Genomic DNA, 22,807 nt, shown 5'->3' on the forward strand with positions numbered 1-22,807 from the left:
ATGGCCCGCATCCTGCGACTGATCGTGCTCCTGCTGCTGGCCATTGCGCCATCGGCTCCGGCGCAGCAGGCCCTGGATCTCGATGCGATCGACAACGGCCTGCTGATCCTCAGCTACCACGACATCCGCGACCAGGTCGCCGCCAAGGGCGATGCCGACAGCTACGCGGTGAGCACGCAGAACTTCGCCGCGCACCTGGACTGGCTGGGCGCACACGGCTACCACCCCGTTTCGCTGTCGCAGCTGATCGAGGCCTCGCAGGGCCGCGCCACGCTGCCTCCCAAGCCGGTGCTGCTGACCTTCGACGATGGCCTGCGCAGCGTCTACGACAAGGCCTTCCCGCTGCTGCAGGCCTACCGCTACCCGGCGCTGGTGGCGGTGATCACCGACTATGTGGACATGGCACCGGGCCGCACCATCGACTACGGCTACCGCCGGTTCGGCCACGATGACTTCGTGACCTGGGCGCAGCTGAAGCAGATGCACGACAGTGGCCTGATCGAAGTGGCCAGCCACACCGATGACCTGCACCACGGCGTGCTTGCCAATCCGCAGGGAAACTCCACGCCCGCCGTGGTCACCCGCATCTACACCCCGGCCACGCGCAGCTACGAGAGCGAGACGCAGTATGAGCAGCGCCTGCGCACTGATCTTTCGCGCAGCGTGCAGCGCATCCAGCAGCACCTGGGCGTGCGCCCGCGCGCCATCGTCTGGCCATATGCCGCGTACAACCAGTTGAGCAACGACATTGCCGAGCAGCTGGGCATGCCGGTCTCGTTCGACCTGGAAGGCCGCAGCACGCCGGTGGCCAGCGACCTGCACGGGCTGGCACGGTTGCTGGTGAGCAACAACCCGACCGTGGAGGGCCTGGCCTACGAACTGCGCCGTGACGTCGCGCTCGACGGCATCCGCGCCCTGCAGATCGACCTGGATGATGTCTACGACGCGGATCCGGCGCAGCAGGCACGCAACCTCGACGCGCTGGTCGAGCGGGTCAAGCGCATCGCGCCCACCCACGTCTACCTGCAGGCCTTCGCCGACCCGGACGGCAACAACACGGCCGACGCACTGTACTTTCCCAACCGGCACATGCCGATGCGCGCGGACCTGTTCAGCCGTGTTGCCTGGCAGCTCAAATCGCGCGCGGGCGTGAAGGTCTACGCATGGCTGCCGGTGCTCGGCTTCGAACTGCCCGACCCGGCGCAGCGCAAGGCGCTGGCGATCCGCAACGGCGATGCCGACGGCATGTACCGGCTGGACTTCACCAACCCGAAGGCACGCCAGATCATGCTCGACATCTACGAAGATCTGGCGGTCAATTCCTATTTCGAGGGGCTGCTGTTCCATGACGATGGCTACCTGCGCGACACCGAGCTGCCCGCGCTGGCCGCCGGTGCCGACGGCAGCGCGCGTACCCAGGCCCTGATCGACTTCACCCTGGCCCTGCGCAACAGCGCGCAGCGCTGGCGGCCGAAACTGGCAACGGTGCGCAACCTGTATGCCGAGCCGGTACTTCGCCCGCAGAGCGAAGCCTGGTTCGCGCAGCGCCTGGACCTGTTCAACCGGGCCTACGACCAGACCGCGCTGATGGCGATGCCCTGGATGGAAGGCAGCAAGCAGCCGGAACGCTGGCTCGACCAGCTGCTGGCCGCAGTACGCGCGCACGACCCGCAGCTGCAGCACACGCTGTTCGAACTGCAGACCGTCGATTGGCGCAGCGGGCAGCCGATTCCCGCCGAACGCCTGCGTGCGCAGATCCGCCAGCTGCAGGCGCAGGGCGTGCACCACTTCGCCTGGTACCCGGACGACTTCATCGGTGACCAGCCTTCCACCCACGATGCCCGTGCGGCGATGTCCGCCGGCAACTTCCCGTACCCGGAGAAGTGACGTGGACATGCATCCGCTGCTGCAGGTTCTGTTCCAGTTCGCCTTCTACTACCCGATGGTGATGGCGTTCTTCTGGATGTCCGGCGGCCTGTACTACTACTTCCGGCGTGAACGCCACTCGCGCCCGCGCAACGATCCCCCGTTGATGATCGCTCCCCCCTTCGCCACCCTGCTGGTGCCCTGCCACAACGAAGCGGAGAACCTGGACGACACGCTTGCCGCGGCGCTGGCGCAGCGCTACCCCGCCGACTATGAGGTGATCGCCATCGACGATGGCAGCAGCGATGACACCGGCGCGCGGCTGGATGCCCTCGCAGCGAAGCACCCGCGGCTGCGCGTGCTGCACCTGGACCGCAACCTGGGCAAGGCCAATGCGCTGCGCATGGGCGCGCTGGCCGCGCGCTCGGAATACCTGGTCTGCATCGATGGCGATGCCATGCTGGAGGAACATGCGCTGCACTGGATGGTCTGGCATCTGGTCAGCGGCAACCGGGTCGGTGCAGTCACCGGCAACCCGCGCATCCGCAACCGCTCCACCCTGCTTGGCCGCCTGCAGGTCGCCGAGTTCTCCTCCATCATCGGCATGATCAAGCGCGCACAGCGCGTCTATGGCCGCATCTTCACCCTCTCCGGGGTGATCGCCGGCTTCCGCCGTACCGCCCTGCACCAGGTGGGCTGGTGGTCGGATGACATGGTGACCGAGGACATCGACATCAGCTGGCGCCTGCAGCGCGCACACTGGGACATCCGCTACGAGCCCAATGCGCTGTGCTTCATCCTGATGCCGGAAACACTCAAAGGCCTGTGGCGGCAGCGGCTGCGCTGGGCGCAGGGCGGCGTGGAGGTGATGCTGCGCCACGCCCGCTCGCTGCTGCACTGGAAAGAGCGGCGCATGTGGGGCGTGCTGCTGGAGTACGTGCTGAGCGTGATCTGGGCCTACACCATGCTGTTCATCGTGCTGCTGTGGGCGCTGGGCAAGTTCATCGAGCTGCCACCGCAGCTGCACATCGCCACCCTGCTGCCGGAGTGGCATGGCGTGATCCTGGCGATGGTCTGCCTGCTGCAGTTCGCCAGCAGCCTGATCATCGACCGGCGCTACGAGACACAGATTGGACGCAACTACTTCTGGGTCATCTGGTACCCGATGGCGTACTGGCTGATCAGCCTTTCCACCACCCTGGTGGCGCTGCCGAAGACGCTGCTGCGCCGTCGCAGCAGGCGCGCCACCTGGACCAGCCCTGACCGGGGGATCCGATGAACGCGCACCACCCGTCCAACCGCTTCGACTCGAGGATGATCCGCAAGCCGCATCGCCAGCCACGCTTCCAGCGCACGGCCTGGGGATTTGTCACCCTGGCGTTCTGGGGCTTCTACTTCTACCTGTGGGCGCCACTGGTGACTCTGCTGTCGTGGTTGATCGGCGGCCAGCTGGCCTGGCGGCAGCTGTACGAACGACAGGGCCAGTTCGACCCGTACGTACTGGTCGCGCTGCCATTGCTGCTGCTCTGCGCCAGCGTACTGCTGATCACCTGGGCCGAGTACAACCGCGCCCGCTTCCGTGGCCGCGAACGTCGCCAGCCAAGGCCATTGGCCAGCCTCAACGAAGTCGCGGCCGATCTGGGGGCCAGCGCAGGACTGGCCGAACGGCTGATGGGCTGCAAGGCCGCGACCCTGCACATGGATGACCACGCACGGCCGGTCGGCATCCGCCGCGAGGTGGTGTAGCCGAAGACCTGGTAGCTGCCGCCCTTGGTCGGCGCTTGGGCCTGGTGGGTGCCGACCTTGATCGGCACCGGGGTCTACCGCGAAGAGCATCCACGCAGGGCGTGGATCTGTTTATGTACGCGTCTGCCCCTCGCCGCGCACCACGAAACGTTCAACGGTGAGTGCCTCAAGACCCATCGGGCCATACGCATGCAGGCGCGTGGTGGAGATGCCGATCTCGCTGCCCAGGCCCAGCTGGCCACCATCGGAGAAGCGCGACGAAGCGTTGACCATCACCACCGCCGAGCGCAGCGCGTTGACGAAGCGCTCGGCATGGCTGGCGTCTTCGGTCGCGATCACTTCGGTGTGGTCGGAGGTATAGGTGCGGATGTGCGCGATGGCCGCTTCGAGATCATCGACCACGCGCACCGCCAGCACCAGATCGAGGAATTCGGCGGCATAGTCCTCTTCGGTGGCCGCCGTGCTGCCCGGCAGCAGCGGCTGTGCCTGCGCATCGGCGCGCAGCTGCACGCCGCGCTCGCCCAGCGCCTGCGCTACGCGCGGCAGGAACGTTCCGGCGACCTCGCGGTGCACCAGCAGCGTTTCCAGGGAATTGCACGCCGACGGACGGCTGCACTTGCCGTCCACCAGAAGGTCGATGGCTTTGCCGAGGTCGGCGCTGGCATCCACGAACAGGTGGCAGACACCCTTGTAGTGCTTGATCACCGGCACCCGCGCATGCTCGGCAACGAAGCGGATCAGGCCTTCGCCGCCGCGCGGGATCGCCAGATCGATCAACTCGTGCAACTGCAGCAGTTCCAGCATCGCTTCGCGGCGCAGGTCGGTCAGCACGGTCACTGCCGCCGCCGGCACACCGTTGGCGTTCAGGGCACCGGCCAGCGCCTGGGCGATGGCGGTGTTGGAATGGATCGCCTCGGAGCCCCCGCGCAGGATCACGCCGTTGCCCGCCTTCAGGCACAACGCCGCGGCTTCGGCGGTGACGTTCGGACGGGCCTCGTAGATCATCGCGATCACGCCCAGCGGCACGCGCACCTTCTGCACGCGGATGCCGTTGGGACGTACGTCATCACGGGTCACCTGGCCGACCGGGTCAGGCAGCGCGGCCACCTCGCGAACCGCCTCGGCCATCGCGAACAGCCGCGGCGGGTCCAGTGCGAGGCGGTCGAGCATGGCACTGCCAACGCCCTTGTCGCGCGCGGCGGCGAGGTCGCGTGCGTTGCCGGCCAGGATCAGTCCGGCATTCACTTCCAGGGCCTGCGCCATCGCCAGCAGCAGCGTGCGTCGCGCCGCACTGTCCAGGCCGGCAACGATCTGCGCTGCATCACGGCAGGCGCGCGCCTGGGCTTCGATTTCGCTCATCGGGGTGTCCTTCAAACCGGTCATGGCAGCACCAGGTCGTCACGATGGACGACGCTACCCCCGTAGTTGTAGCCGAGCACGGCCTGGATGTCGCGCGAATGATGGCCGGCGATGCGGCGCACGTCGTCGGCCGCGTACTGGCTGACCCCGCGGGCCACGCAGACGCGGCCCTGCGGCGCGTTCCAGCACACCTGCACCATGTCGCCGCGCCGGAATGCCCCCTCGGCAGCGGTGATGCCACCGGGCAGCAGCGAGGCCCCCTTCTCGCGCATCGCCTGTGCCGCACCGGCATCGACGACGATCGCGCCTTCAGCCAACGGCGCGTGCCGCAGCCAGTGCTTGCGGGCGGCCTCACGGCTGCGTGCGGCATGGATGCGGGTACCGAACAGGCGGTCCTGTGCCAGCGCGCGCACCACATCAGCGCTGCGGCCGTTGAACAGATAGGTCTCGATGCCGAGGCGGCCCGCCTTCGCCGCCGCCTCCAGCTTGGTGCGCATGCCGCCGGTGCCAGCTCGCGAACCGGCACCGCCGGCCATCGCCAGCACCGGGTCGCTCAGTTCCGGCACATCATGCAGCGGCCGCGCGTCGGGCACCGTGCGCGGATCGGCGCTGTACAGGCCATCGATGTCGGTGGCGATGAACAGCGCATCGGCATCGACCAGCGCCGCCACGGTGGCCGCCAGGTTGTCGTTGTCGCCGAGCTTGAGCTCGTCCACCGACACGGTGTCGTTCTCGTTGACCACCGGCAACGCCCCCAGCCGCAGCAGTTCGCTCAGCGTGGCGCGCGCATTGAGGTAGCGGCGGCGGTTGCGCAGGTCGTCGTGGGTCAGCAGCACCTGCGCCACGGGGCGCTCGAAGAAGCGCTGCCAGAGCCCGATCAGCTGGGCCTGGCCGAGCGCGGCCAAGGCCTGACGCGCCGCCATCGCCGCACCCGGTTCATCGGCCCGTGGCAGGATCGCGCGCCCTGCGGCGACCGCACCGGACGACACGATCACCACCTCGCGCCCGGCCGCTACATTGGCCGAGACGAACTGCGCCAGGCCCAGCGCATGGCGCGGCGACAGGCCGCCACCATCGGCCGCCAGCAGGCTGCTGCCGACCTTAAGCACCGCGCGCCGCCACGGCGGCAGCGCCTGTTGCGGGAACGGCGAAGCGACGTCGGCAGCGTGCAGGGTCATTGGTCAGGCTCTCAGCGGATGTTCCATTCGTGCACGGTCAGGTCGGAGGCCTGCATCGTCACCAGCGGGTCGGTGGCGACGATGGCCTGCGCGTGCGCCAGGCTCTCCACGTTGCACAGCACGTAGGCGCCGCCGCTGCCATCGGCGAAGCCGCCGGTCAGCTGCAGCTTGCCCTGTGCCTGCAACGCATCGAGGAAATCGCGGTGCGGTTGCACCGCCGCGGCATTGAAGTCCGGACGGCGCATCGCCAGCACCAGGTAGACGGTGCCCGCCATCAGGACAGCGCCTGCCAGCGTGCGTGCAGTTGCTCCAGGCGCAGGTCGGCCGCCGAGCCGGGCGACACGCGCGCAGCCAGGCTGCCTTCCGGCGTGCGCCCCTGCCCCGCACTGTCGGCACCTGCCGCTGCCGCCTTGTAGGCCTCGCGGAACGGCACACCGGCCACGGCCGCTTCCACCGCCACGTCGGTGGCGTACATGCCCGAGTCGATCGCTGCGCGCAGCCTGTCGTCGCGCCATTCCAGGTTGGCCAGCAATGCCGGCAGCAGCTCCAGCGCGGCCAGGCCGCGGCCGAAGCCATGGAAGATGGCGCCCTTGGACGATTGCAGGTCGCGGTGATAACCCGAGGGCAGCGACAGCAGCTGCTCGATCTCGGTGCGCGCGGCAGCGACGCTGGCGTGGGTGGCGCGCATCAGCTCGATCACGTCCGGATTGCGCTTGTTGGGCATGATCGAACTGCCGGTGGTGTACTGCGCCGGCAGCGCGACGAAGCCGAACTCGGCGCTGGTGAACAGCGACAGGTCCCAGGCGATACGGCGCAGGTCCAGCGTGGCGCCGCCGAGGGCTTCCAGCGCTGCCAGCTCGAACTTGCCGCGCGACAGCTGCGCATAGATCGGCGAGATCTGCATGCGCGCGAAGCCGAGCGCCGCCGTGGTGTGCTCGCGGTCCAGCGGCAGGTTCACGCCGTAGCCGGCAGCGGTACCCAACGGATTGGCGTCGACCAGCGCATGGGTGTCGCGGGCGCGGATGGCGTTGTCGATGAAGGCCTCGGCCCAGCCGGCCCACCACATGCCCGCCGAGGACACCACGGCGCGCTGGATGTGGGTGTAACCGGGAATCGGCAGGGCCTTCTCGGCCTGCGCACGGTCGAGCGCGACCTTGGCCACTTCCGCGCTGAGCTGCGCCACGCGCTGCAGCTTCTCCTTCAGCCACAGGCGGGTGGCCACCAGGATCTGGTCGTTGCGGCTGCGACCGGTGTGGATCTTGCGGCCGGCATCGCCGAGACGCTCGGTCAGCCGTGCTTCGATCGCCGAGTGGCCATCCTCATACTGGGTATCGAGCACGAAGCGGCCCTCACGGAAGTCCTGCGCCAGCACGTCCAGTTCGCGCAGCAGGCCGGCCAGCTCATCGGCGCTGAGGATGCCGATGTGCTGCAGGCCCTGCGCATGCGCGGCGCTGGCGGCAATGTCGTGCAGGAAGAACTCGCGGTCGAGGATCACGTCGTCGCCGGCGAGGAAGGTCTGGATCTGGGCGTCGACGGCGACGCCGGGCTTCTGCCAAAGAAGGTCTGCCATGGGGGCTCCGGAAGGCGGGTTCAGTGCGGGATCGACGTCAGTTCGTCGATGCCCAGCGCAAGGTTGAGGTTCTGCATGGCCTGGGTGGCCGCGCCCTTCAGCAGGTTGTCCAGCGTTGCCACCACCACCACCCGCTTGCCGCCCGGGGCCAGGGTGAAGCCACCGACCTGGGCACCGTGTCGGCCGGCGATACGGCTGACCCACGGCGCTTCATCCACCACGTCGATCAGGGGTTCGCCGGCATAGGCCTGCTGGAAGCGCTCGACGATCTGTTCACGGGTCTGCACGCGGTTCAGCCACAGGTTGGCGGTCAGCGTGATGCCCCGGAAATGCGGCGCGACATGTGGCATGAATTCAACAGCCACACCCAGCTGCACCGACACCTCGCGCTCGTGCACGTGGTTGGTCAGCGCGTAGGGCATCAGGTTGTCGGCCAGCAGTTCGACGTTGTTCTTGTCCGACGGCGTGGTACCGGCGCCGGAGTAGCCGGAGACACCGAAGCACTGCGGCGGGCCGGCCAGCAGGTCCAGCAGCGGATGCACCGCCAGCTGCATCGCCGTGGCATAGCAGCCCGGGTTGCTGATGTGCTTCTGGCCGGTGTAGCGGCCGCGGGTCAGCTCCGGCAGGCCGTAGTACCAGCCGTTGTCGAAACGATAGTCGGCCGAGAGATCGACGATGACGGTGTCCGGCTTCGCCGCTTCCAGCGCGGCCACGAACGGCGCGGCCAGGCCGTTGGGCAGGGCCAGGATCACCGCGTCCACGCCCTTGGCGGCCACCGCGTCGGCGTCCAGGTTCTCGTACTGCAGGTGCCCCTGGAATTCCGGATGGTGGTCGGACAGGCGCTGTCCGGCGCGCTCGCGCGAAGAGACGAAGGCCAGTTGCAGCCGCGGGTGGGCGGCCACCAGCTTGATCAGCTCGGCGCCGGTATGGCCGCGGGCACCGACAATGCCCAGGGTGAAGGTCGAATCGTTCATGCGTGGCTGTCCAGGCGGTACTGCAGGTGGCGCTTCACGCCCTGCCATTCCGCATCGATGATGGAGAAGATGACGGTGTCGCGCGGCGTGCCGTCGGCGTGCCGCTTGTGGTTGCGCAGCACGCCATCCTGCTTGGCGCCGAGGCGGGCGATGGCGGTGCGCGAGGTGAGATTGAACCAGCTGGTTTCCAGCACCACGCTGATGCAGCCCATCACCTCGAACGCATGCTGCAGCAGCAACAGCTTGGCTTCGGTGTTGGCACCGGTGCGCTGCACGCGCGGCGTGTACCACGTGTAGCCGAGGCTGAGCCTGGGCACGCTGGCGTCCATGTCGTAGAAGCGCGTGCTGCCGATGATGACGCCGGCCGCATCGCGGATCACGAACGGCAGCACCTTGCCTTCGCTCTGTGCCTGCAGCGCCGCCTGCACATAGGGCTCGACCTGCTGCGGCGACGGCACCTGGGTGTACCAGAGCTGGTCAAGGCCACTGCCTTCGAGCGCATCGCGCAGGCCCGGCACGTGTGCAGGCTGCAGCGGCTGCAGCGTCACGTGCTGGCCGCGCAGGGTGGGAACCGCGTTCCAGGCGTCAGGAGTGCTCATCGCTCACCCCAGCAGGCTCGGCGCGCGCTGGGCGCAGTGGTCGACATAGGTCTTGATGCAGTCGATGCCATCGGCACCGAACCAGAACACCTTCCAGTGATCCTGCTTGTAGCAGCCATCGGATTCGGCGTAGTAGAAATGATTGATCGGATTGCCATGGCGCGAACGCCAGAACAGCTGCGGGGTTTCCTCCAGCATCACGTTCCAGACCGCACGGCCCAGGCCTTCGCCCTGCGCATCGTCGAGCACGGCGAACTTGTCCAGGTACACGCCCTCGGCCTCGTCGGTGAGGATCACGGCGGTGCGGTAGTTCTCGCTGACATAGGCACGCAGCAGCCGGGTCTTCTCGAAGTAGTCCGGCACCAGGGTGCGGCCGAAGCTGGACTCGATCAGGCCCTTCAGGCGCGGCAGGTCCAGTTCGTCCCAGGCGGTGGCGCGCAGCACCTTCTCGCCCTTGCGCACCAGCGTGCCCGAGCCCTTGTGGGTGAACAGTTCCTTGGCCAGGTCGGCCGGCCGGGTGATCGATACCGACGATTCCAGCGGCAGGCGATCAAGCAGATCCTTGATCTGCTCGATCTTCACCTTCATGCCGCCGTGAATCCATGGCTGCGCGATCAGGTGGTCGTACTCGGTGGACAGGTTGATCGAGTCGATCACGTTGCCCTGCTCGTCCAGCAGGCCACCGGTGCCGGTCAGGAAGATGATCTTGTACGGCTGCAGTTCCTGCACCAGTTCATTGGCGGCGAAGTCGGCGTTGACGTTGAGGATCTGCCCGCCCGCGGTTTCGCCCAGGCTGGTGATGACCGGGATCGAGCCGGCGCGCAGGCTGGCCTCGATCGGGGCCAGGTTGACCTTCTTCACCTCGCCGACCAGGCCGTAGGTGTCCACGTCCAGGTACTCGGCCTCGAACACGCCACCGGTAATCGAGGTGGCACGCGCACCGTTCTGCTGCAGCGCTTCGACCAGGCGCAGGTTGGACTGCTGGAACACCCGGCGCACGATCGCCAGCGCTTCCGGCGAGGTCACGCGCAGGCCGTTGACGGTCTGCTTCTCGATGCCGGCGGCCGACAGCTCGGCGTCCAGCTGCGGACCGGCGCCGTGCAGCACGATCGGGGTCAGCCCGACTTCCTGCAGGAACGACAGCGAGGAGGTCAGCGCGTCGAGGTCGTCGCGCAGCACTGCGCCGCCGACCTTGACCACGGCGAAGCGCTTGGCATCCAGCTGCGAGAAGCGCTTGAGGTACTGGCTGATCTCCTTCGCGCTGGCCATGCTGGAGAGCAGGCGCACGATGGTCTGGCGGGTCTGGCGGTGAGGCTGGAGGGCAGGAGACATTTCGGTTTCGTCACAGGCGGCGGTCGCCGCGTTGCAGGTCCACCCGGCCGTGGCCGGGCGGCGTTGTAGGGTCGATCAGGCGCCGGCGGCAATGATCCGGTGCACGGCGTGGGTATAGCGCTGCAGCTGGTCCAGCGTCACGAATTCGTCGGCGGTGTGGGCCTGGGCGATGTCGCCCGGGCCGAACACCAGCGTGGTGTAGCCAGCGGCCGAGAACAGCGACGCCTCGGTCCAGAAATCAACGGCATTGCCGATCGGCAGCTCCAGCGCATCGGCCACGTCACGCGCCAGCAAGCGGCGGTTCTCGGCTTCGGCGATGTCACCGGCCGGCAGGCTCGGGCCGCGGAAGGTCTCGGTGAACACGGCAGCGTCCGGTTCGGCGAATCCGGCGAAGGTCGCCAGCAGGCCATCGATGTCCATCGACGGCAGCGGGCGGAACCCGAACCGCACTTCGGCAGCCGGCGCGATCATGTTGGCCTTGATCCCGCCTTCAACGCGTCCGATGTTGAAACGCAGGCCGGTCAGCCCACCGAAGCGGGCCGAGGCCAGCGATTCCACATGGTCCAGCGCGCGGTTGCCCCAGCGCATGGCCTGGTGCAGCGCGCTGGCGGCCGCATCCTGCTTGCCCGAGGCGTGCCCGGCACGGCCGGCGAACTGCATCAGCACCGAACTGATGCCACGGTGCGCGAGCACCGCTTCGCTCATCGTCGGTTCGGCCACCAGTACCGCTTCATACGGCAGGCCACGGGCCAGGAAGGCGGCGATGCAGCGCGGATCGTTGGCTTCCTCGTCGCTGGAGAACAGGAACGCGGCATCACCGTCGCTGGCATTGGCCGCGGCCACCAGCGCCGCGGCCGCGCCCTTGATGTCGCACACGCCGAGGCCGACCACGCGGTCATCCAGCCGGCGCATCACGTGCGGGTCGGCACTCCAGTGCGGCGAATCGGGCACGGTATCCAGATGCACGTTGAACAGGTACTTCGGCGTACCACGCACGGCGTACAGGCTGACCGCACCGGCGCCATGGTCGATCACCTCGACATTGAAGCCGGGCAGGTTCGCGCGCAGGTAATCGAAGATGCCACCGGTGGTGATCGCACGCGGCGGGTTGCGGGTGTCGAAGGACACCAGGGCCTGCAGGTGATCGAGCGTCTGGTCAAGCATGTGTCTGAATATCCGTAGGGTTCGAAATCGGTAGTGCCGGCCGCTGGCCGGCTCCGCAATGATCCAGCCGCGCCACGAGCCGGCCAGCGGCCGGCACTACCTTCCATTGACGTTGCGAGGCGCCGGCCAGCGGCCGGCCCCCCGTCACAGGTCAACCGCGATTGACCTGCGCATAGACAGTGGAGCTCATCCCGAACAGCTTGATGAAACCTTCGGCCTCCTCCACGCCCCAGTCGGCCGACTGCGCGTAGGTGGCGCCCTTGGTGTTGAGCAGGTGCGGCGACTTCACGGCCACCGCATCGACGCGGCCACCACGGGTTTCCAGCACCACTTCACCGTTGACCTTGGCCTGCGAGGACTTCAGGAAGGCTTCGATGTCGGTCTTCAGCGGGTCGTGGTAGAAGCCTTCGTACACCAGCTCCACCCACTTGCGCGCCACGTCCGGCTTGAAGCGGTTCTGCTGCTTGGTCAGCACCGCATCTTCCAGCGCGCGGTGTGCGGCCAGCAGCGAGACCAGGCCCGGGGCCTCGAACACGATGCGGCCCTTCAGGCCGATCACGGTGTCGCCGGTGTAGACGCCGCGACCCACGCCGTACGGAGCGAACAGCTTGTTGAGCTGGGCCAGGATCTGGTCGCCCGGCAGCGCCTTGCCATCCAGTTCGACGGCTTCGCCCTCAACGAACTTCAGGGTGACGGTCAGCGCCTGTTCCGGCCACTCGCTGCGCGGTGCGCACCAGCCGCGCGCGCCCTCGCCCGGGGCTTCCCACCGGTCGATCTCGCCGCCGGACATGGTCAGGCCCAGCAGGTTCTCGTTGATGGTGTAGGCCTGCTGCTTGGCGCGCACGCCGAAGCCACGCTCTTCCAGGTACTTCTGCTCGTAGGCGCGGGTCTGGGTGTGTTCCTTCTGGATCTCGCGGATCGGCGCGATGATCTGGTAATCGCCCAGTGCCTTCACGGCCAGGTCGAAGCGGACCTGGTCGTTGCCCATGCCGGTGCAGCCGTGGGCGATGATGTGGGTACCCAGTTCGGCGGCACGCTTCAGCGCGGCATCGACGATCAGGTAGCGGTCCGAGACCAACAGCGGGTACTGGCCCTGGTAGCCTTCGCCGGCCCACACGAACGGCTTGACGAAGCCTTCCCAGATGGCCGGGCCACCGTTGACGGTGACGTGGCTGGCCACGCCCAGTTCGGCGGCGCGCTTTTCGATGAAGTCGCGCTCCTCATCATCCACGCCGCCGGTGTCGGCGAACACAGTGTGCACGTTGTAGCCACGCTCCTGCAGGTACGGCACGCAGAAGCTGGTATCCAGGCCGCCGGAGAAGGCGAGAACGACGTCTTTGTTGCTCATGGGGGTCAGGTCCACTTGGGGGATGAGAATTCGGTAGAGCCGACCATTGGTCGGCCGAAATGTTGGATGCGCCGCTGCGGGAGCAGCCGACCAGCGGTCGGCCCTACCCCTTGTGCGATCTAGCGCCCGGCAACGGCCGCCATGATCGCCTTCTGCACGTGCAGGCGATTCTCGGCTTCGTTGATGGCGATGCACTGCGGCGAATCCATCACCGCGTCGGTGGCCTTCACGTTGCGGCGCAGCGGCAGGCAGTGGCTGAACACACCGTTGTTGGTCAGCGCCATCTTCCGTTCGTCGACGATGAAGTGCTTGAACTGGTCACGGATCGGCTTCTCCGGTTCCCAGTTGCCGAAGAACGGCAGCGCGCCCCAGCTCTTGGCGTAGACCACGTCGGCGCCGGCGTAGGCGCTGTCGATGTCATGGCTGATCTTCAGCGAACCGCCGCTCTCGGCCACGTTCTGCTCGGCCCAGCCCATGTAGCGCTCGTCGAGGATGTAGTCGGCCGTCGGGCACAGCAGGGTCACGTCCATGCCCATGCGGGTGGCGATGGTCAGCGCCGAGTTGGCCACGGCGGTGTTGAGCGGCTTGGGGTGGTAGGTCCAGGTCAGCACGTACTTCTTGCCACGCAGGTCCTGGGTGCCGAAGTGCTCCTGCAGCGCCATGATGTGGGCCAGCTCCTGGCACGGGTGGGTGATGGTCTCCATGTTGATGACCGGCACCGGCGAATACCTGGCGAAGCTGTTGAGGACGATGTCCTGGCGGTCGTACGCCCAGTCCTGGAATTTCGGGAACGCACGCACGGCGATGATGTCGCAGTAACGCCCCAGCACCTTGGCCACTTCCGCAATGTGCTCCTCGGTATCGCCGTCCATCACCGTGCCGAGGTTGAACTCGATCGGCCACGCATCCTTGCCCGGCTGCAGCACCACCGCATGGGCGCCGAGCTGGAACGCGCCCAGTTCGAAACTGGTGCGGGTGCGCATGGACGGGTTGAAGAACACCAGCGCGATCGACTTGCCCTTGAGCTGGTCGCCGAGCTTGTTGCGCTTGAACAGCGCCGCCTGGGTCAACAGCGCATCAAGATCGCTGCGGCTCCAGTCCTGGGTGTTCAGGAAGTGCTTGGGGGACATCATCTTTCCTTGCGTGGCGGCGCCGGGTTCGACGCGGTGGAAGGGAAAACAGGAAGCAAAGGTGGAGCGAAAAGGTTGCAGTTGCAGCTTTCAGAACGCGGAAACGAAAAAAACCCAGCCGGCGGGCTGGGTTTTTTTCGGACGAACAGCAAAAAGCTCCGGTTACCCAGCGAGAATGTGGGGTTCCGGTCGACGCGCACGCGAGGTCATGCCCGACGCCTGTCGGGCTGCGCTGCTGTCGTGCTGGAAGTCGGTGAGCTTCATGGCCGGCTATCTTTGCATGCGACCGGGGCCGGCGCAAGGGGCCCGGGTCGCAGAATCAGGGATTGCTGGCCGTGCCCTGCTCAGGGCCGACCCACGGGGTGATCGACACCCGGATCTTGAGCCGGTTGCCGGGGTCTTCCGGCAGCCGCGAGCGGTACTTGGTGCCCTTGTAGACGTAATCCACGTCATAGGCGATGGGGCGGCGGAACTCACGTCCCACCGGCACGATGCGGCAGTCGCGGGTCAGCATCGGCCCGTTGCTGGCCGGGGCCGGGGCGGGCGTCTCGGCAGCGGGGTCCTCGGAAACCTCGTCATCGCTGCGCTTGAACATCGAGCGCACCGAGTCCCAGAAGCGGCTGATCCGGCCCTTGTCCTCGACCGGTTCCTCGCCGGTCACGTTGACCGGGGCCAGAGTACGGGTCGACACCGGCTCGCAATGCTCCTCGGTGCGGGTCGCGCGCAGGGTCTGGAACACCGGCTCGACATTCAGCACCTGGGCGTAGTCGAACTTCACGTTCTCCACGATCACCACCCGGTTGCGGGGCTCGGCCTCCTGCGCCAGCACCACGGCGGGCAGCGCCGACAGGCAGGCCAGGGTCAGCAACGCGGTGGGTTTCATTGGCGACGGGAGCAAGGACACGGCAATAGTGTAGGCAGTGGCGAGCGCAAGGGGCTGAACATTACCCGTCCACGCCGCTCCTGCCCACCCCACCCTGGAACAACCGGCGTCCACCGGTGGCAACCGGTGCCCCCAAAGGGGCGCGACACGTTCTAAAATCACAGGCTTGTCCCCCAGCCACAGCCCCATGACCCTGCGCCTGCACAACAACCTGACTCGCCAGCTCGAACCGTTCACCCCGCTCGACCCGGCCTGTCCGACCCTGTATGTGTGCGGCCCGACGGTCTACAACTACGTGCACATCGGCAACGCCCGTGGCCCGGTGGTGTTCGGGGTGCTGGCCGACCTGCTGCGGCGCCGTTTCGGCGCACTGCGCTACGCCCGCAACATCACCGACGTGGACGACAAGATCAACACCGCCGCGCGCGAGCAGGGGGTGCCGATCAGCACCATCACCGACCGCTTCGCCGCCGCCTACCGTGAAGACATGGCCGCGCTGGGCGTGGTGCCGCCGGACATCGAGCCGGAAGTGACCGCGCACATGCCGCAGATCATTGCGATGATCGAGCAGCTGATCGCCAATGGGCATGCCTATGCCGCCGAGGGCCACGTGCTGTTCGCGGTGGCCAGCTTCGACGGCTACGGCAAGCTTTCGCGCCGCGACCCGGACGAAATGCTGGCCGGTGCCCGCGTCGACGTGGCACCGTACAAGCGTGACCCGGGCGATTTCGTGCTGTGGAAGCCGTCCAGCGACGACCTGCCCGGTTGGGAATCGCCGTGGGGCCGGGGCCGTCCGGGCTGGCATATCGAATGCTCGGCGATGGCCGCCGCCCACCTGGGCGAGACCATCGACATCCACGCCGGCGGCGTCGACCTGCAGTTCCCGCACCATGAGAACGAGATCGCGCAGAGCGAATGCGCCCACGGCGGCAGGATCTTCGCCCGCTTCTGGCTGCACAACGGCATGCTCAACTTCGGCGGCGCCAAGATGAGCAAGTCGCTGGGCAACATCGAGCGCGTGCACGACCTGGTGCGCCAGCATCCGCCGGAAGCGCTGCGCCTGGCCCTGCTGTCGGCCCACTACCGGCAGCCGCTGGACTGGTCCGATGCGCTGATCGAGCAGTCGGTACGCACCCTGGACCGCCTGTACGGCACCCTGCGCGAACTGGCATCGGTCGAGGCGGCCGTGGCGATCCCGGCCACGGTCGAGGCCACCCTGGATGATGACCTCAACACGCCGCAGGCGCTGGCCGAAGTGGCCCGCATCGCCGCCGATGCGCGCCGGGCCACCGACCCGGCCGAGCAGGCACGCCTGAAGGGTGAGCTGCTCGGTGCCGGCCTGGCGCTGGGACTGCTTCAGGCCGATCCGGCACAGTGGTTCGGCACCACCGCCAGCGATGACGGCGACGATGCCCGCATCCAGGGCCTGATCGATGCGCGTGCCGCCGCCAAGAAGGCGCGCGACTTCGCCCGTTCCGACGCCATCCGCGACCAGCTGGCCGCCGAAGGCATCGTGCTGGAAGACACCCCGCAGGGCGTGCGCTGGTCGCGCAAGCGCGGCTGACGACCCGCCCTGCCCCGTGGCCGGTCCGCCGGCCACGCCCCACCGTAGAGACTGTTGTGACCGACTCCCCGTTCCCGCTTGAACCCACCGCCGCCGAGGCCCAGGCCGCCATCGCCGAGGAATTCGGCTTCTTCGGCGACTGGTCCGAGCGCTACCAGTACCTGATCGACCTCGGCCGCAAGCTGCCGCCCTTCCCTGAAGACTGGAAGACCGAACAGCATCGCCTGCTCGGCTGCCAGTCGATGGTCTGGATCGTGCCCGAAGGCAACGCGCAGTCGCTGCGCTTCCATGCCATCAGTGATTCGGCGATTGTCTCCGGCCTGATCTTCCTGGCCCTGCGCGTGTACTCCGGGCGCTCGGCGCGGGAAATCCTGGACACCGAGCCGAGCTACATCCAGGACATCGGCCTGGCCCGCCACCTCTCGCCCACCCGCAGCAACGGCGTGGCGGCGATGCTGGCCTTCATCCGCGAGACCGCGCAGGCCCAGCTGCAGCGCGACCCGTCGTGAGCGAACCTGCCACGGCCGAAGACACCGCGCTGGGCCTGCTGTCCCGGCCCGGCTTCGCCAGGCTGCTGGCGTACCGCATCTTTGCGATGCTGTCCTACCAGGTGGTCGCGGTCACCGTTGGCTGGCACATCTACGAAGTCACCCGCAATCCGTTCTCGCTGGGCCTGATCGGCCTGGCCGAGGTCGTGCCGTTCTTCTGCGTGGCGCCGTTCGCCGGTTACCTGGTGGACCACCTGCCGCGGCGCCGGCTGGGCATGGTCGCCTGCTGCGGATTGATCGCCACCGCCCTGGTGCTGACCAGCGTGGCCATGGGCGGGCTGCCGATTGACGGCGTGTGGCCGATCTATGCGGCCATCGCACTGACCGGCATGGTCCGCGCCTTCCTGTCGCCGATCTACAACGCCTTGTTCGCGCGCGTTCTGGCCCGTGACCAGTTCGCCCGTGGCGCCGGCCTGGGCGCGGTGGTGTTCCAGGCCGGCATGATCGCCGGCCCGGCACTGGGCGGCGTGCTGGTCGGCTTCGGTGGCAAGGGCCTGTCCTACGCGGTAGCCACCGCCTTCGCGCTGGTGGCGATGGCCTGCCTGGCCACGCTGAAAGTGGAAGAACCGGTGCATGCCGGCCCGGCCGCCCCGATCTTCAAGAGCATCGCCGAAGGCGCGCGCTTCGTGGTCGGCAACCGGATCATGGTCGGCGCAATGGCGCTGGACATGTTCTCGGTGCTGCTGGGTGGGGTGGTGGCGATGCTGCCGGCGTTCCTGCACGAGATCCTGCACCACGGCCCGGAAGGCCTGGGCATCCTGCGCGCCATGCCGGCGCTGGGCTCGGTGTGCGTCGGCCTGTGGCTGGCGCGCCACCCGCTGCACCGCAACGCCGGCCGCGTGCTGTTGTTCGCGGTGGCCGGGTTCGGCCTGTGCGTGATCGGCTTCGGGCTGTCGCAGCACTTCTGGCTGTCGGCGCTGATCCTGCTGTTCTACGGCGCCTTCGATGGCGTTTCGGTGGTGATCCGCTCGACCATCCTGCAGCTGGCCACGCCGGAAGAGATGCGCGGTCGCGTATCGTCGATCAACGGCATCTTCATCAGTTCGTCCAACGAGCTGGGCGCGTTCTATGCCGGCACGATGGCAAAACTGCTCGGCCTGGTGCCGGCCGTGGTGCTGGGTGGGTTCGCCGTGCTGAGCGTGGCCGGGATCACCGCGTGGAAGAACCCGACGCTGCGGAAACTGAATCTTCGCGACCTGCAGTGACGCTGCGAACAGCGGATTCGGCGGCGCCGGGCGTTTGGCTGGGGCCGTTGCTCTCCGTCGATGATTGGGCTTGTCACCTTCTTTTCGCGAAAAGAAAGTAACCAAAGAAACGCGCCGCCATCCGCGAGCCGGTGCTGCGCACCGGTGTCCTGTGCTCCTCGGTGAATCAGGGGACGGCGCGGAGAGCCAGCCGACCAGCAGTCGGCTCTACAGGATAGAGCGGCCTCTTCGCCCCTGATTCCCCTGCGGTGCTCGGCTCGCTACAAGGCGGACCCAACAAGGTTCACCACTGCCCGTGCCAGCCACGATCGCGTACCAACGATCCGCCAACAAAAAACCCGGCCAAGGCCGGGTTTTCTGCATGACCAGACAACGATCAGGAATCAGTCGCCCTGCTGCTTCTGCAGGTGCTCCCAACGCTCCTGGGCGTCGATGGTGCGCTCGGCGGTCAGGCGCGCTTCCAGGCGCTCCAGGCCAATCTCTTCGCCGGTGTCGACGCAGTAACCGTAGTCGCCGGCTTCCAGGCGCTTCAGGGTGCTGTCGATCTTGCCGATCAGCTTGCGGTAGCGGTCGCGGGTACGCAGTTCCAGCGAGTTCTCGGTCTCGCGCGTCGCGCGCTCGGCTTCGTCACCGATGTCACGCACTTCCTCGCGCAGGTTCTCGATGGTCTGCTTGGACTCCTCCACCAGGTCCGCGCGCCAGTTCTGCAGGCGCTGGCGGAAGTATTCCTGCTGCAGCGGGCTCATGTATTCCTCTTCCGAGGACGGCTTGTAGCCAGCCGGGAGGATCGGGCGGCCGGTGGCCTCGTCGGTCTTGTATTCGACCACCTTGTACTTGCTGCGCGGGGCCGGTGCTGCCGAGCGGGCGGCGACGGCCACGGCAACCTTGCCGACAGGGCGCGACACGGTCTTCGGGGCGGAATCGGATTTCACGGCGGATTTGGCAGGCGATTTCGAAACGGGCACGGGATTCTTGGATTGCGGGGCCTTCGCAGCGGCAGGGGCGGCGGCCGGGGCCGGCTTGGAAGCCGGTTGGGCTGCTGCCACTGCCACGGTCTTGGCCGGGACAGGCTTGGCCGGAGCCGCCTTGGCGGCAGGCTTCGGTGCGGACTTCACTACAGGGGCCGGCGTCGGCTTTGCGGCCGGCGCGGCGACATTCTTGGCAACCTTCTTTGCAGCAGCGGGCGTGGCGACCGGCTTGGCCGCTGGCACCTTCTTCGCCGCCGGCTTGGCGACCGGCTTGGCTGCCGCCTTCTTCACCGTCGCCTTCGGCGCCGGCTTGGCGGCTGCTTTGCTGGCCACCGGCTTGGCGGCGGCCTTCTTTGCCGGCGCGGCCTTGCTGGTGGCCTTCTTCACCACTGGCGCCTTCTTGCCGGCAGCAGGCTTGGCCTTGGCGGGCGCGGTAGCGGCCTTCTTTGCCACCGGCTTGGTTGCCTTGGCCGGCGCTTTCTTTGCGGTGGCCTTCCTGGCCGCCGGTTGCGAGGACGCTGCCTTGCTGACCGGCTTGCTGGCCGGCTTCTTGGCAACGGGCTTTGCCGCCAACTTCTTCACAACAGGCTTGGCGGTTTTCTTGGCGGCCGTTGCGGCCTTCTTTGCAGTTTTTTTAGCAGCCACGAAACGCTCTTCCTTGGATTTCCCGGGGCCCGGGAAAGCGGGCCTTTATAGCCTACCCGACCCGCAGCAGCAACCTTGGCACCCTGCTCCATTCAGTCCTGGAGCCAAGGCGCCCTGGAGGGCAGTCCGACGAACACGGACCGCCTTGCGCGGTACGGAACCTGGCCAGCACCCGACGGTGCTGGTACCGGTCGCAGGCCATCGGCGACATGCGACCAACGACCCATCCTGCACAAATGCGGCCTTCATGCCAACTGGCATAAGATGACTGGGTGATCTCGCGCCTGCTCATCGCCCTGCTGCGCTTCTACAAGCGCTTCATCAGCCCCATGCTGGGGCCGCGCTGCCGTTTCGTGCCGAGCTGTTCTGAATACGCGATGGACGCCATCTCGCGGCACGGCCCGCTGCGCGGCAGTTGGCTGGCTGCGCGCCGGCTGGGCCGCTGCCATCCGTTCCATCCCGGCGGCTTCGATCCCGTGCCCGAGTCCCCCAACGCCCCCTCTTGCCGTTGCACAGGAAAACACTGACATGTCCTCCACCCTCATCACCAACGCCCGCATGGTCAACGAAGGCCGCACCTTCGATGGTGACCTGCGCATCGAGAACGGCCGCATCGCGCAGATCGGCAGCGGGCTCGCGCCGCGCGACGGCGAGCAGGTGGTGGACGCGGCCGGACGCTGGCTGCTGCCCGGCATGATCGATGACCAGGTGCACTTCCGCGAACCGGGCCTGACCCACAAGGGCGACATCGCCAGCGAGTCGGCGGCGGCCGTGGCCGGTGGCCTGACCAGCTTCATGGACATGCCCAACACCAACCCGCCGACGCTGGATTCGACCATCCTGGAAGCCAAGTACGAACTCGCGTGCGGCCGTGCCTGGGCCAACTATGGCTTCTACCACGGCGCCAGCAATGACAACCTGGAGGCGATCCGCGCCCTGGACCCGAAGAAGGCCCCGGGCGTCAAGGTGTTCATGGGCGCGTCCACCGGCAACATGCTGGTCGACAATCCGGAAACGCTGGACGCGATCTTCCGCGAATGCCCGACCCCGATCATCACGCACTGCGAAGACACGCCGATGATCGATGCCAACCTGAAGGCCTTCCAGGAGAAGTACGGCGACGCGCTCACCCCGGACATGCACCCGGACATCCGCTCGCGCGAGGCCTGCATCAAGTCGACCCGGCTGGCGATGTCGCTGGCACGCAAGCACGGCACCCGCCTGCACGTGCTGCACATTTCCACCGCCGACGAGCTGGCGCTGTTCGAGAAGGGCCCGCTGATCCGTGCCGACGGCAGCCGCAAGCAGATCACCGCCGAAACCTGCGTGCACTTCCTGCATTTCGCGCGCCCGGACTATGCGACCAAGGGCAACCTGATCAAGTGCAACCCGGCGATCAAGGAAGTGTCCGACCGCGAGGCGATCACCGCTGCGCTGGCCGACGACGTGCTGGACGTGCTGGCCACCGACCATGCGCCGCACACCTGGGAAGAGAAGCAGAAGCCCTACGCGCAGGCGCCCTCCGGCCTGCCGCTGGTGCAATATGCGCTGGTGGCCGCGCTGGAGCGCGTGCACGAAGGCAAGCTGACCCGCGAGCAGGTGGTGCAGAAGTTCGCGCATGCCCCGGCGCAGCTGTTCGATGTGGAGGAGCGCGGTTTCCTGCGCGAGGGCTACTTCGCCGACCTGGTGCTGGTCGAGGACGTGCCGTTCACGGTCAAGCGCGAGGACGTGCTGTCCAAGTGCGGCTGGTCGCCGTTTGAAGGCACCACCTTCGGTTCGCGCATCGCCTCCACCTGGGTCAACGGCCAGCTGGTGTGGGACGGCAGCAAAATGGTGGGCGAACCGGCCGGCCAGCGCATGACCTACGACCGCTGATGCGTTCGGCACTTCTGATCGGGGCGCTGCTGGCCACGCCCCTGTTTTCCGTACCCACGCTGCACGCGCAGGATGGCATCGGCCGCCTGATCGACAGCCGCGTGGTGTTCCCGGCCAGTGCGTCGCAGGGCGCGCTGGTGATCGGCAAGGTTCCCGCCGGCAGCCGCGTGCAGTACGCCGGCCGCCAGCTGCGGGTGAGCGGTTATGGCAGCGTGGTGTTCGGCATCGGCCGCGACGAGAAGGGTCCGCTGCGCGTGCAGGTGCAACGGCCCGACGGTGGCAGCGAGACCGCGACCATCGCGGTGACGCCGCGCGACTGGCCGACCGAGCGGGTCAACGGCGTACCACCGAAGACGGTCAATCCGCCGCCGGCGATCGCCGAGCGGATCAAGCGCGAACAGGCGCAGGTGACCGCCGCACGTGCGCGCGACGACGACCGCACCGACTTCACCCAGACCTTCATCTGGCCGGTACAGGGCCGCATCAGCGGCCGCTTCGGCAATGCGCGGGTGTACAACGGCCAGCCCGGCGCCGGTCACTCCGGCATGGACATCGCGGTGCCGACCGGCACCCCGGTGAAGGCGCCGGCTGCCGGCATCGTCACCTTCGCCGGCCCGGACCTGTACCTGACCGGTGGCACACTGCTGCTTGATCACGGCTTCGGGGTCAGTTCCAACTTCCTGCACCTGTCGCGCATCGACGTGAAGGTCGGCGACCGCGTGGAACAGGGCCAGGTGATCGCCGCGGTCGGCGCCACCGGACGCGCCACCGGGCCGCACCTGCACTGGGGCATGAACTGGTTCGATACCCGTATCGACCCGTTGCTGGTGCTGGAACGCAAATAGCGGTACTG

General features: G+C 67.5%; 21 protein-coding genes. 9 read left to right on the forward strand and 12 right to left on the reverse strand.

Annotated elements, in window-relative coordinates; genetic code table 11:
* The 3 genes from pgaB to pgaD are packed head-to-tail and all read left to right on the forward strand — an operon-like array spanning window position 1 to window position 3,612.
* Window positions 1-1,887 carry a poly-beta-1,6-N-acetyl-D-glucosamine N-deacetylase PgaB gene (gene pgaB / locus AC5P9I_RS01090; RefSeq protein ID WP_049468148.1) on the forward strand — a complete coding sequence of 629 codons (1,887 nt, stop codon included), beginning with the start codon at window positions 1-3 and terminating at the stop codon, window positions 1,885-1,887.
* 7 nt (window positions 1,888-1,894) lie between these two features.
* Complete coding sequence (gene pgaC / locus AC5P9I_RS01095; protein WP_176422008.1) at window positions 1,895-3,145, forward strand: poly-beta-1,6-N-acetyl-D-glucosamine synthase; 1,251 nt, start codon at window positions 1,895-1,897, stop codon at window positions 3,143-3,145.
* On the forward strand, window positions 3,142-3,612 hold the full coding sequence (pgaD, locus tag AC5P9I_RS01100) for a poly-beta-1,6-N-acetyl-D-glucosamine biosynthesis protein PgaD (protein WP_049468144.1): 471 nt from the start codon (window positions 3,142-3,144) through the stop codon (window positions 3,610-3,612). The genes pgaC and pgaD overlap by 4 nt, the downstream gene beginning before the upstream one ends.
* 111 nt (window positions 3,613-3,723) lie before the next feature.
* Here pgaD and AC5P9I_RS01105 read toward each other — a convergent pair whose 3' ends face one another.
* From AC5P9I_RS01105 to AC5P9I_RS01155, 11 genes are all read right to left on the reverse strand, one after another.
* A complete protein-coding gene (locus AC5P9I_RS01105; RefSeq protein ID WP_130767877.1) occupies window positions 3,724-4,995 on the reverse strand; it encodes a glutamate-5-semialdehyde dehydrogenase in 1,272 nt (423 codons plus the stop codon).
* Complete coding sequence (gene proB, locus AC5P9I_RS01110; RefSeq protein WP_130767876.1) at window positions 4,992-6,149, reverse strand: glutamate 5-kinase; 1,158 nt, start codon at window positions 6,147-6,149, stop codon at window positions 4,992-4,994. Before proB ends, AC5P9I_RS01105 begins: the two co-directional genes overlap by 4 nt.
* A gap of 11 nt (window positions 6,150-6,160) precedes the next feature.
* On the reverse strand, window positions 6,161-6,424 hold the full coding sequence (locus tag AC5P9I_RS01115; protein ID WP_130767875.1) for a YciI family protein: 264 nt from the start codon (window positions 6,422-6,424) through the stop codon (window positions 6,161-6,163).
* A complete protein-coding gene (argH, locus tag AC5P9I_RS01120) occupies window positions 6,424-7,719 on the reverse strand; it encodes an argininosuccinate lyase (RefSeq protein ID WP_057493579.1) in 1,296 nt (431 codons plus the stop codon). Before argH ends, AC5P9I_RS01115 begins: the two co-directional genes overlap by 1 nt.
* Window positions 7,720-7,739: 20 nt before the next feature.
* On the reverse strand, window positions 7,740-8,693 hold the full coding sequence (argC, locus tag AC5P9I_RS01125; protein ID WP_057493580.1) for an N-acetyl-gamma-glutamyl-phosphate reductase: 954 nt from the start codon (window positions 8,691-8,693) through the stop codon (window positions 7,740-7,742).
* Window positions 8,690-9,292, reverse strand: a complete 603-nt coding sequence (locus tag AC5P9I_RS01130; protein ID WP_130767874.1) for a GNAT family N-acetyltransferase — start codon at window positions 9,290-9,292, stop codon at window positions 8,690-8,692. Before AC5P9I_RS01130 ends, argC begins: the two co-directional genes overlap by 4 nt.
* A gap of 3 nt (window positions 9,293-9,295) precedes the next feature.
* Entirely contained in the window at window positions 9,296-10,624 is a 1,329-nt protein-coding gene (locus tag AC5P9I_RS01135; RefSeq protein WP_049468132.1) for an acetylglutamate kinase, read from the reverse strand.
* A 75-nt stretch (window positions 10,625-10,699) separates the two neighbouring features.
* Window positions 10,700-11,788, reverse strand: a complete 1,089-nt coding sequence (locus AC5P9I_RS01140; protein WP_053460902.1) for an acetylornithine deacetylase — start codon at window positions 11,786-11,788, stop codon at window positions 10,700-10,702.
* Between the two features lie 151 nt (window positions 11,789-11,939).
* A complete protein-coding gene (locus AC5P9I_RS01145) occupies window positions 11,940-13,136 on the reverse strand; it encodes an argininosuccinate synthase (RefSeq protein WP_049468128.1) in 1,197 nt (398 codons plus the stop codon).
* Between the two features lie 119 nt (window positions 13,137-13,255).
* Entirely contained in the window at window positions 13,256-14,266 is a 1,011-nt protein-coding gene (locus AC5P9I_RS01150) for an N-acetylornithine carbamoyltransferase (protein ID WP_057493584.1), read from the reverse strand.
* A 319-nt stretch (window positions 14,267-14,585) separates the two neighbouring features.
* On the reverse strand, window positions 14,586-15,149 hold the full coding sequence (locus AC5P9I_RS01155) for a glycine zipper 2TM domain-containing protein (RefSeq protein ID WP_053460905.1): 564 nt from the start codon (window positions 15,147-15,149) through the stop codon (window positions 14,586-14,588).
* A 187-nt stretch (window positions 15,150-15,336) separates the two neighbouring features.
* On the opposite strand from AC5P9I_RS01155, the gene cysS reads away from it, so the two are divergent.
* From cysS to AC5P9I_RS01170, 3 genes are read left to right on the forward strand one after another with little or no spacing between them, the layout of a single operon-like run.
* Window positions 15,337-16,713, forward strand: a complete 1,377-nt coding sequence (gene cysS, locus AC5P9I_RS01160; RefSeq protein WP_130767873.1) for a cysteine--tRNA ligase — start codon at window positions 15,337-15,339, stop codon at window positions 16,711-16,713.
* 56 nt (window positions 16,714-16,769) lie between these two features.
* A complete protein-coding gene (locus AC5P9I_RS01165) occupies window positions 16,770-17,222 on the forward strand; it encodes a SufE family protein (protein WP_049468120.1) in 453 nt (150 codons plus the stop codon).
* Window positions 17,219-18,466, forward strand: a complete 1,248-nt coding sequence (locus tag AC5P9I_RS01170) for an MFS transporter (RefSeq protein ID WP_053505941.1) — start codon at window positions 17,219-17,221, stop codon at window positions 18,464-18,466. Before AC5P9I_RS01165 ends, AC5P9I_RS01170 begins: the two co-directional genes overlap by 4 nt.
* 383 nt (window positions 18,467-18,849) lie before the next feature.
* Here AC5P9I_RS01170 and dksA read toward each other — a convergent pair whose 3' ends face one another.
* Window positions 18,850-20,079 (reverse strand): RNA polymerase-binding protein DksA, encoded by a 1,230-nt coding sequence (gene dksA / locus AC5P9I_RS01175; RefSeq protein ID WP_088475973.1) that lies wholly within the window; start codon window positions 20,077-20,079, stop codon window positions 18,850-18,852.
* Between the two features lie 329 nt (window positions 20,080-20,408).
* On the opposite strand from dksA, the gene yidD reads away from it, so the two are divergent.
* The 3 genes from yidD to AC5P9I_RS01190 are packed head-to-tail and all read left to right on the forward strand — an operon-like array spanning window position 20,409 to window position 22,799.
* Complete coding sequence (yidD, locus tag AC5P9I_RS01180; RefSeq protein ID WP_229302008.1) at window positions 20,409-20,606, forward strand: membrane protein insertion efficiency factor YidD; 198 nt, start codon at window positions 20,409-20,411, stop codon at window positions 20,604-20,606.
* 1 nt (window position 20,607) lies between these two features.
* Window positions 20,608-21,954 (forward strand): dihydroorotase, encoded by a 1,347-nt coding sequence (locus tag AC5P9I_RS01185; protein WP_130767871.1) that lies wholly within the window; start codon window positions 20,608-20,610, stop codon window positions 21,952-21,954.
* Window positions 21,954-22,799: a M23 family metallopeptidase gene (locus tag AC5P9I_RS01190; protein ID WP_049468112.1), complete on the forward strand. Its 846-nt coding sequence runs from the start codon at window positions 21,954-21,956 to the stop codon at window positions 22,797-22,799. Before AC5P9I_RS01185 ends, AC5P9I_RS01190 begins: the two co-directional genes overlap by 1 nt.
* The last annotated feature ends 8 nt before the right edge of the window (window positions 22,800-22,807 follow it).

Source organism: Stenotrophomonas sp. YJH_SMC_29, from assembly GCF_059371235.1.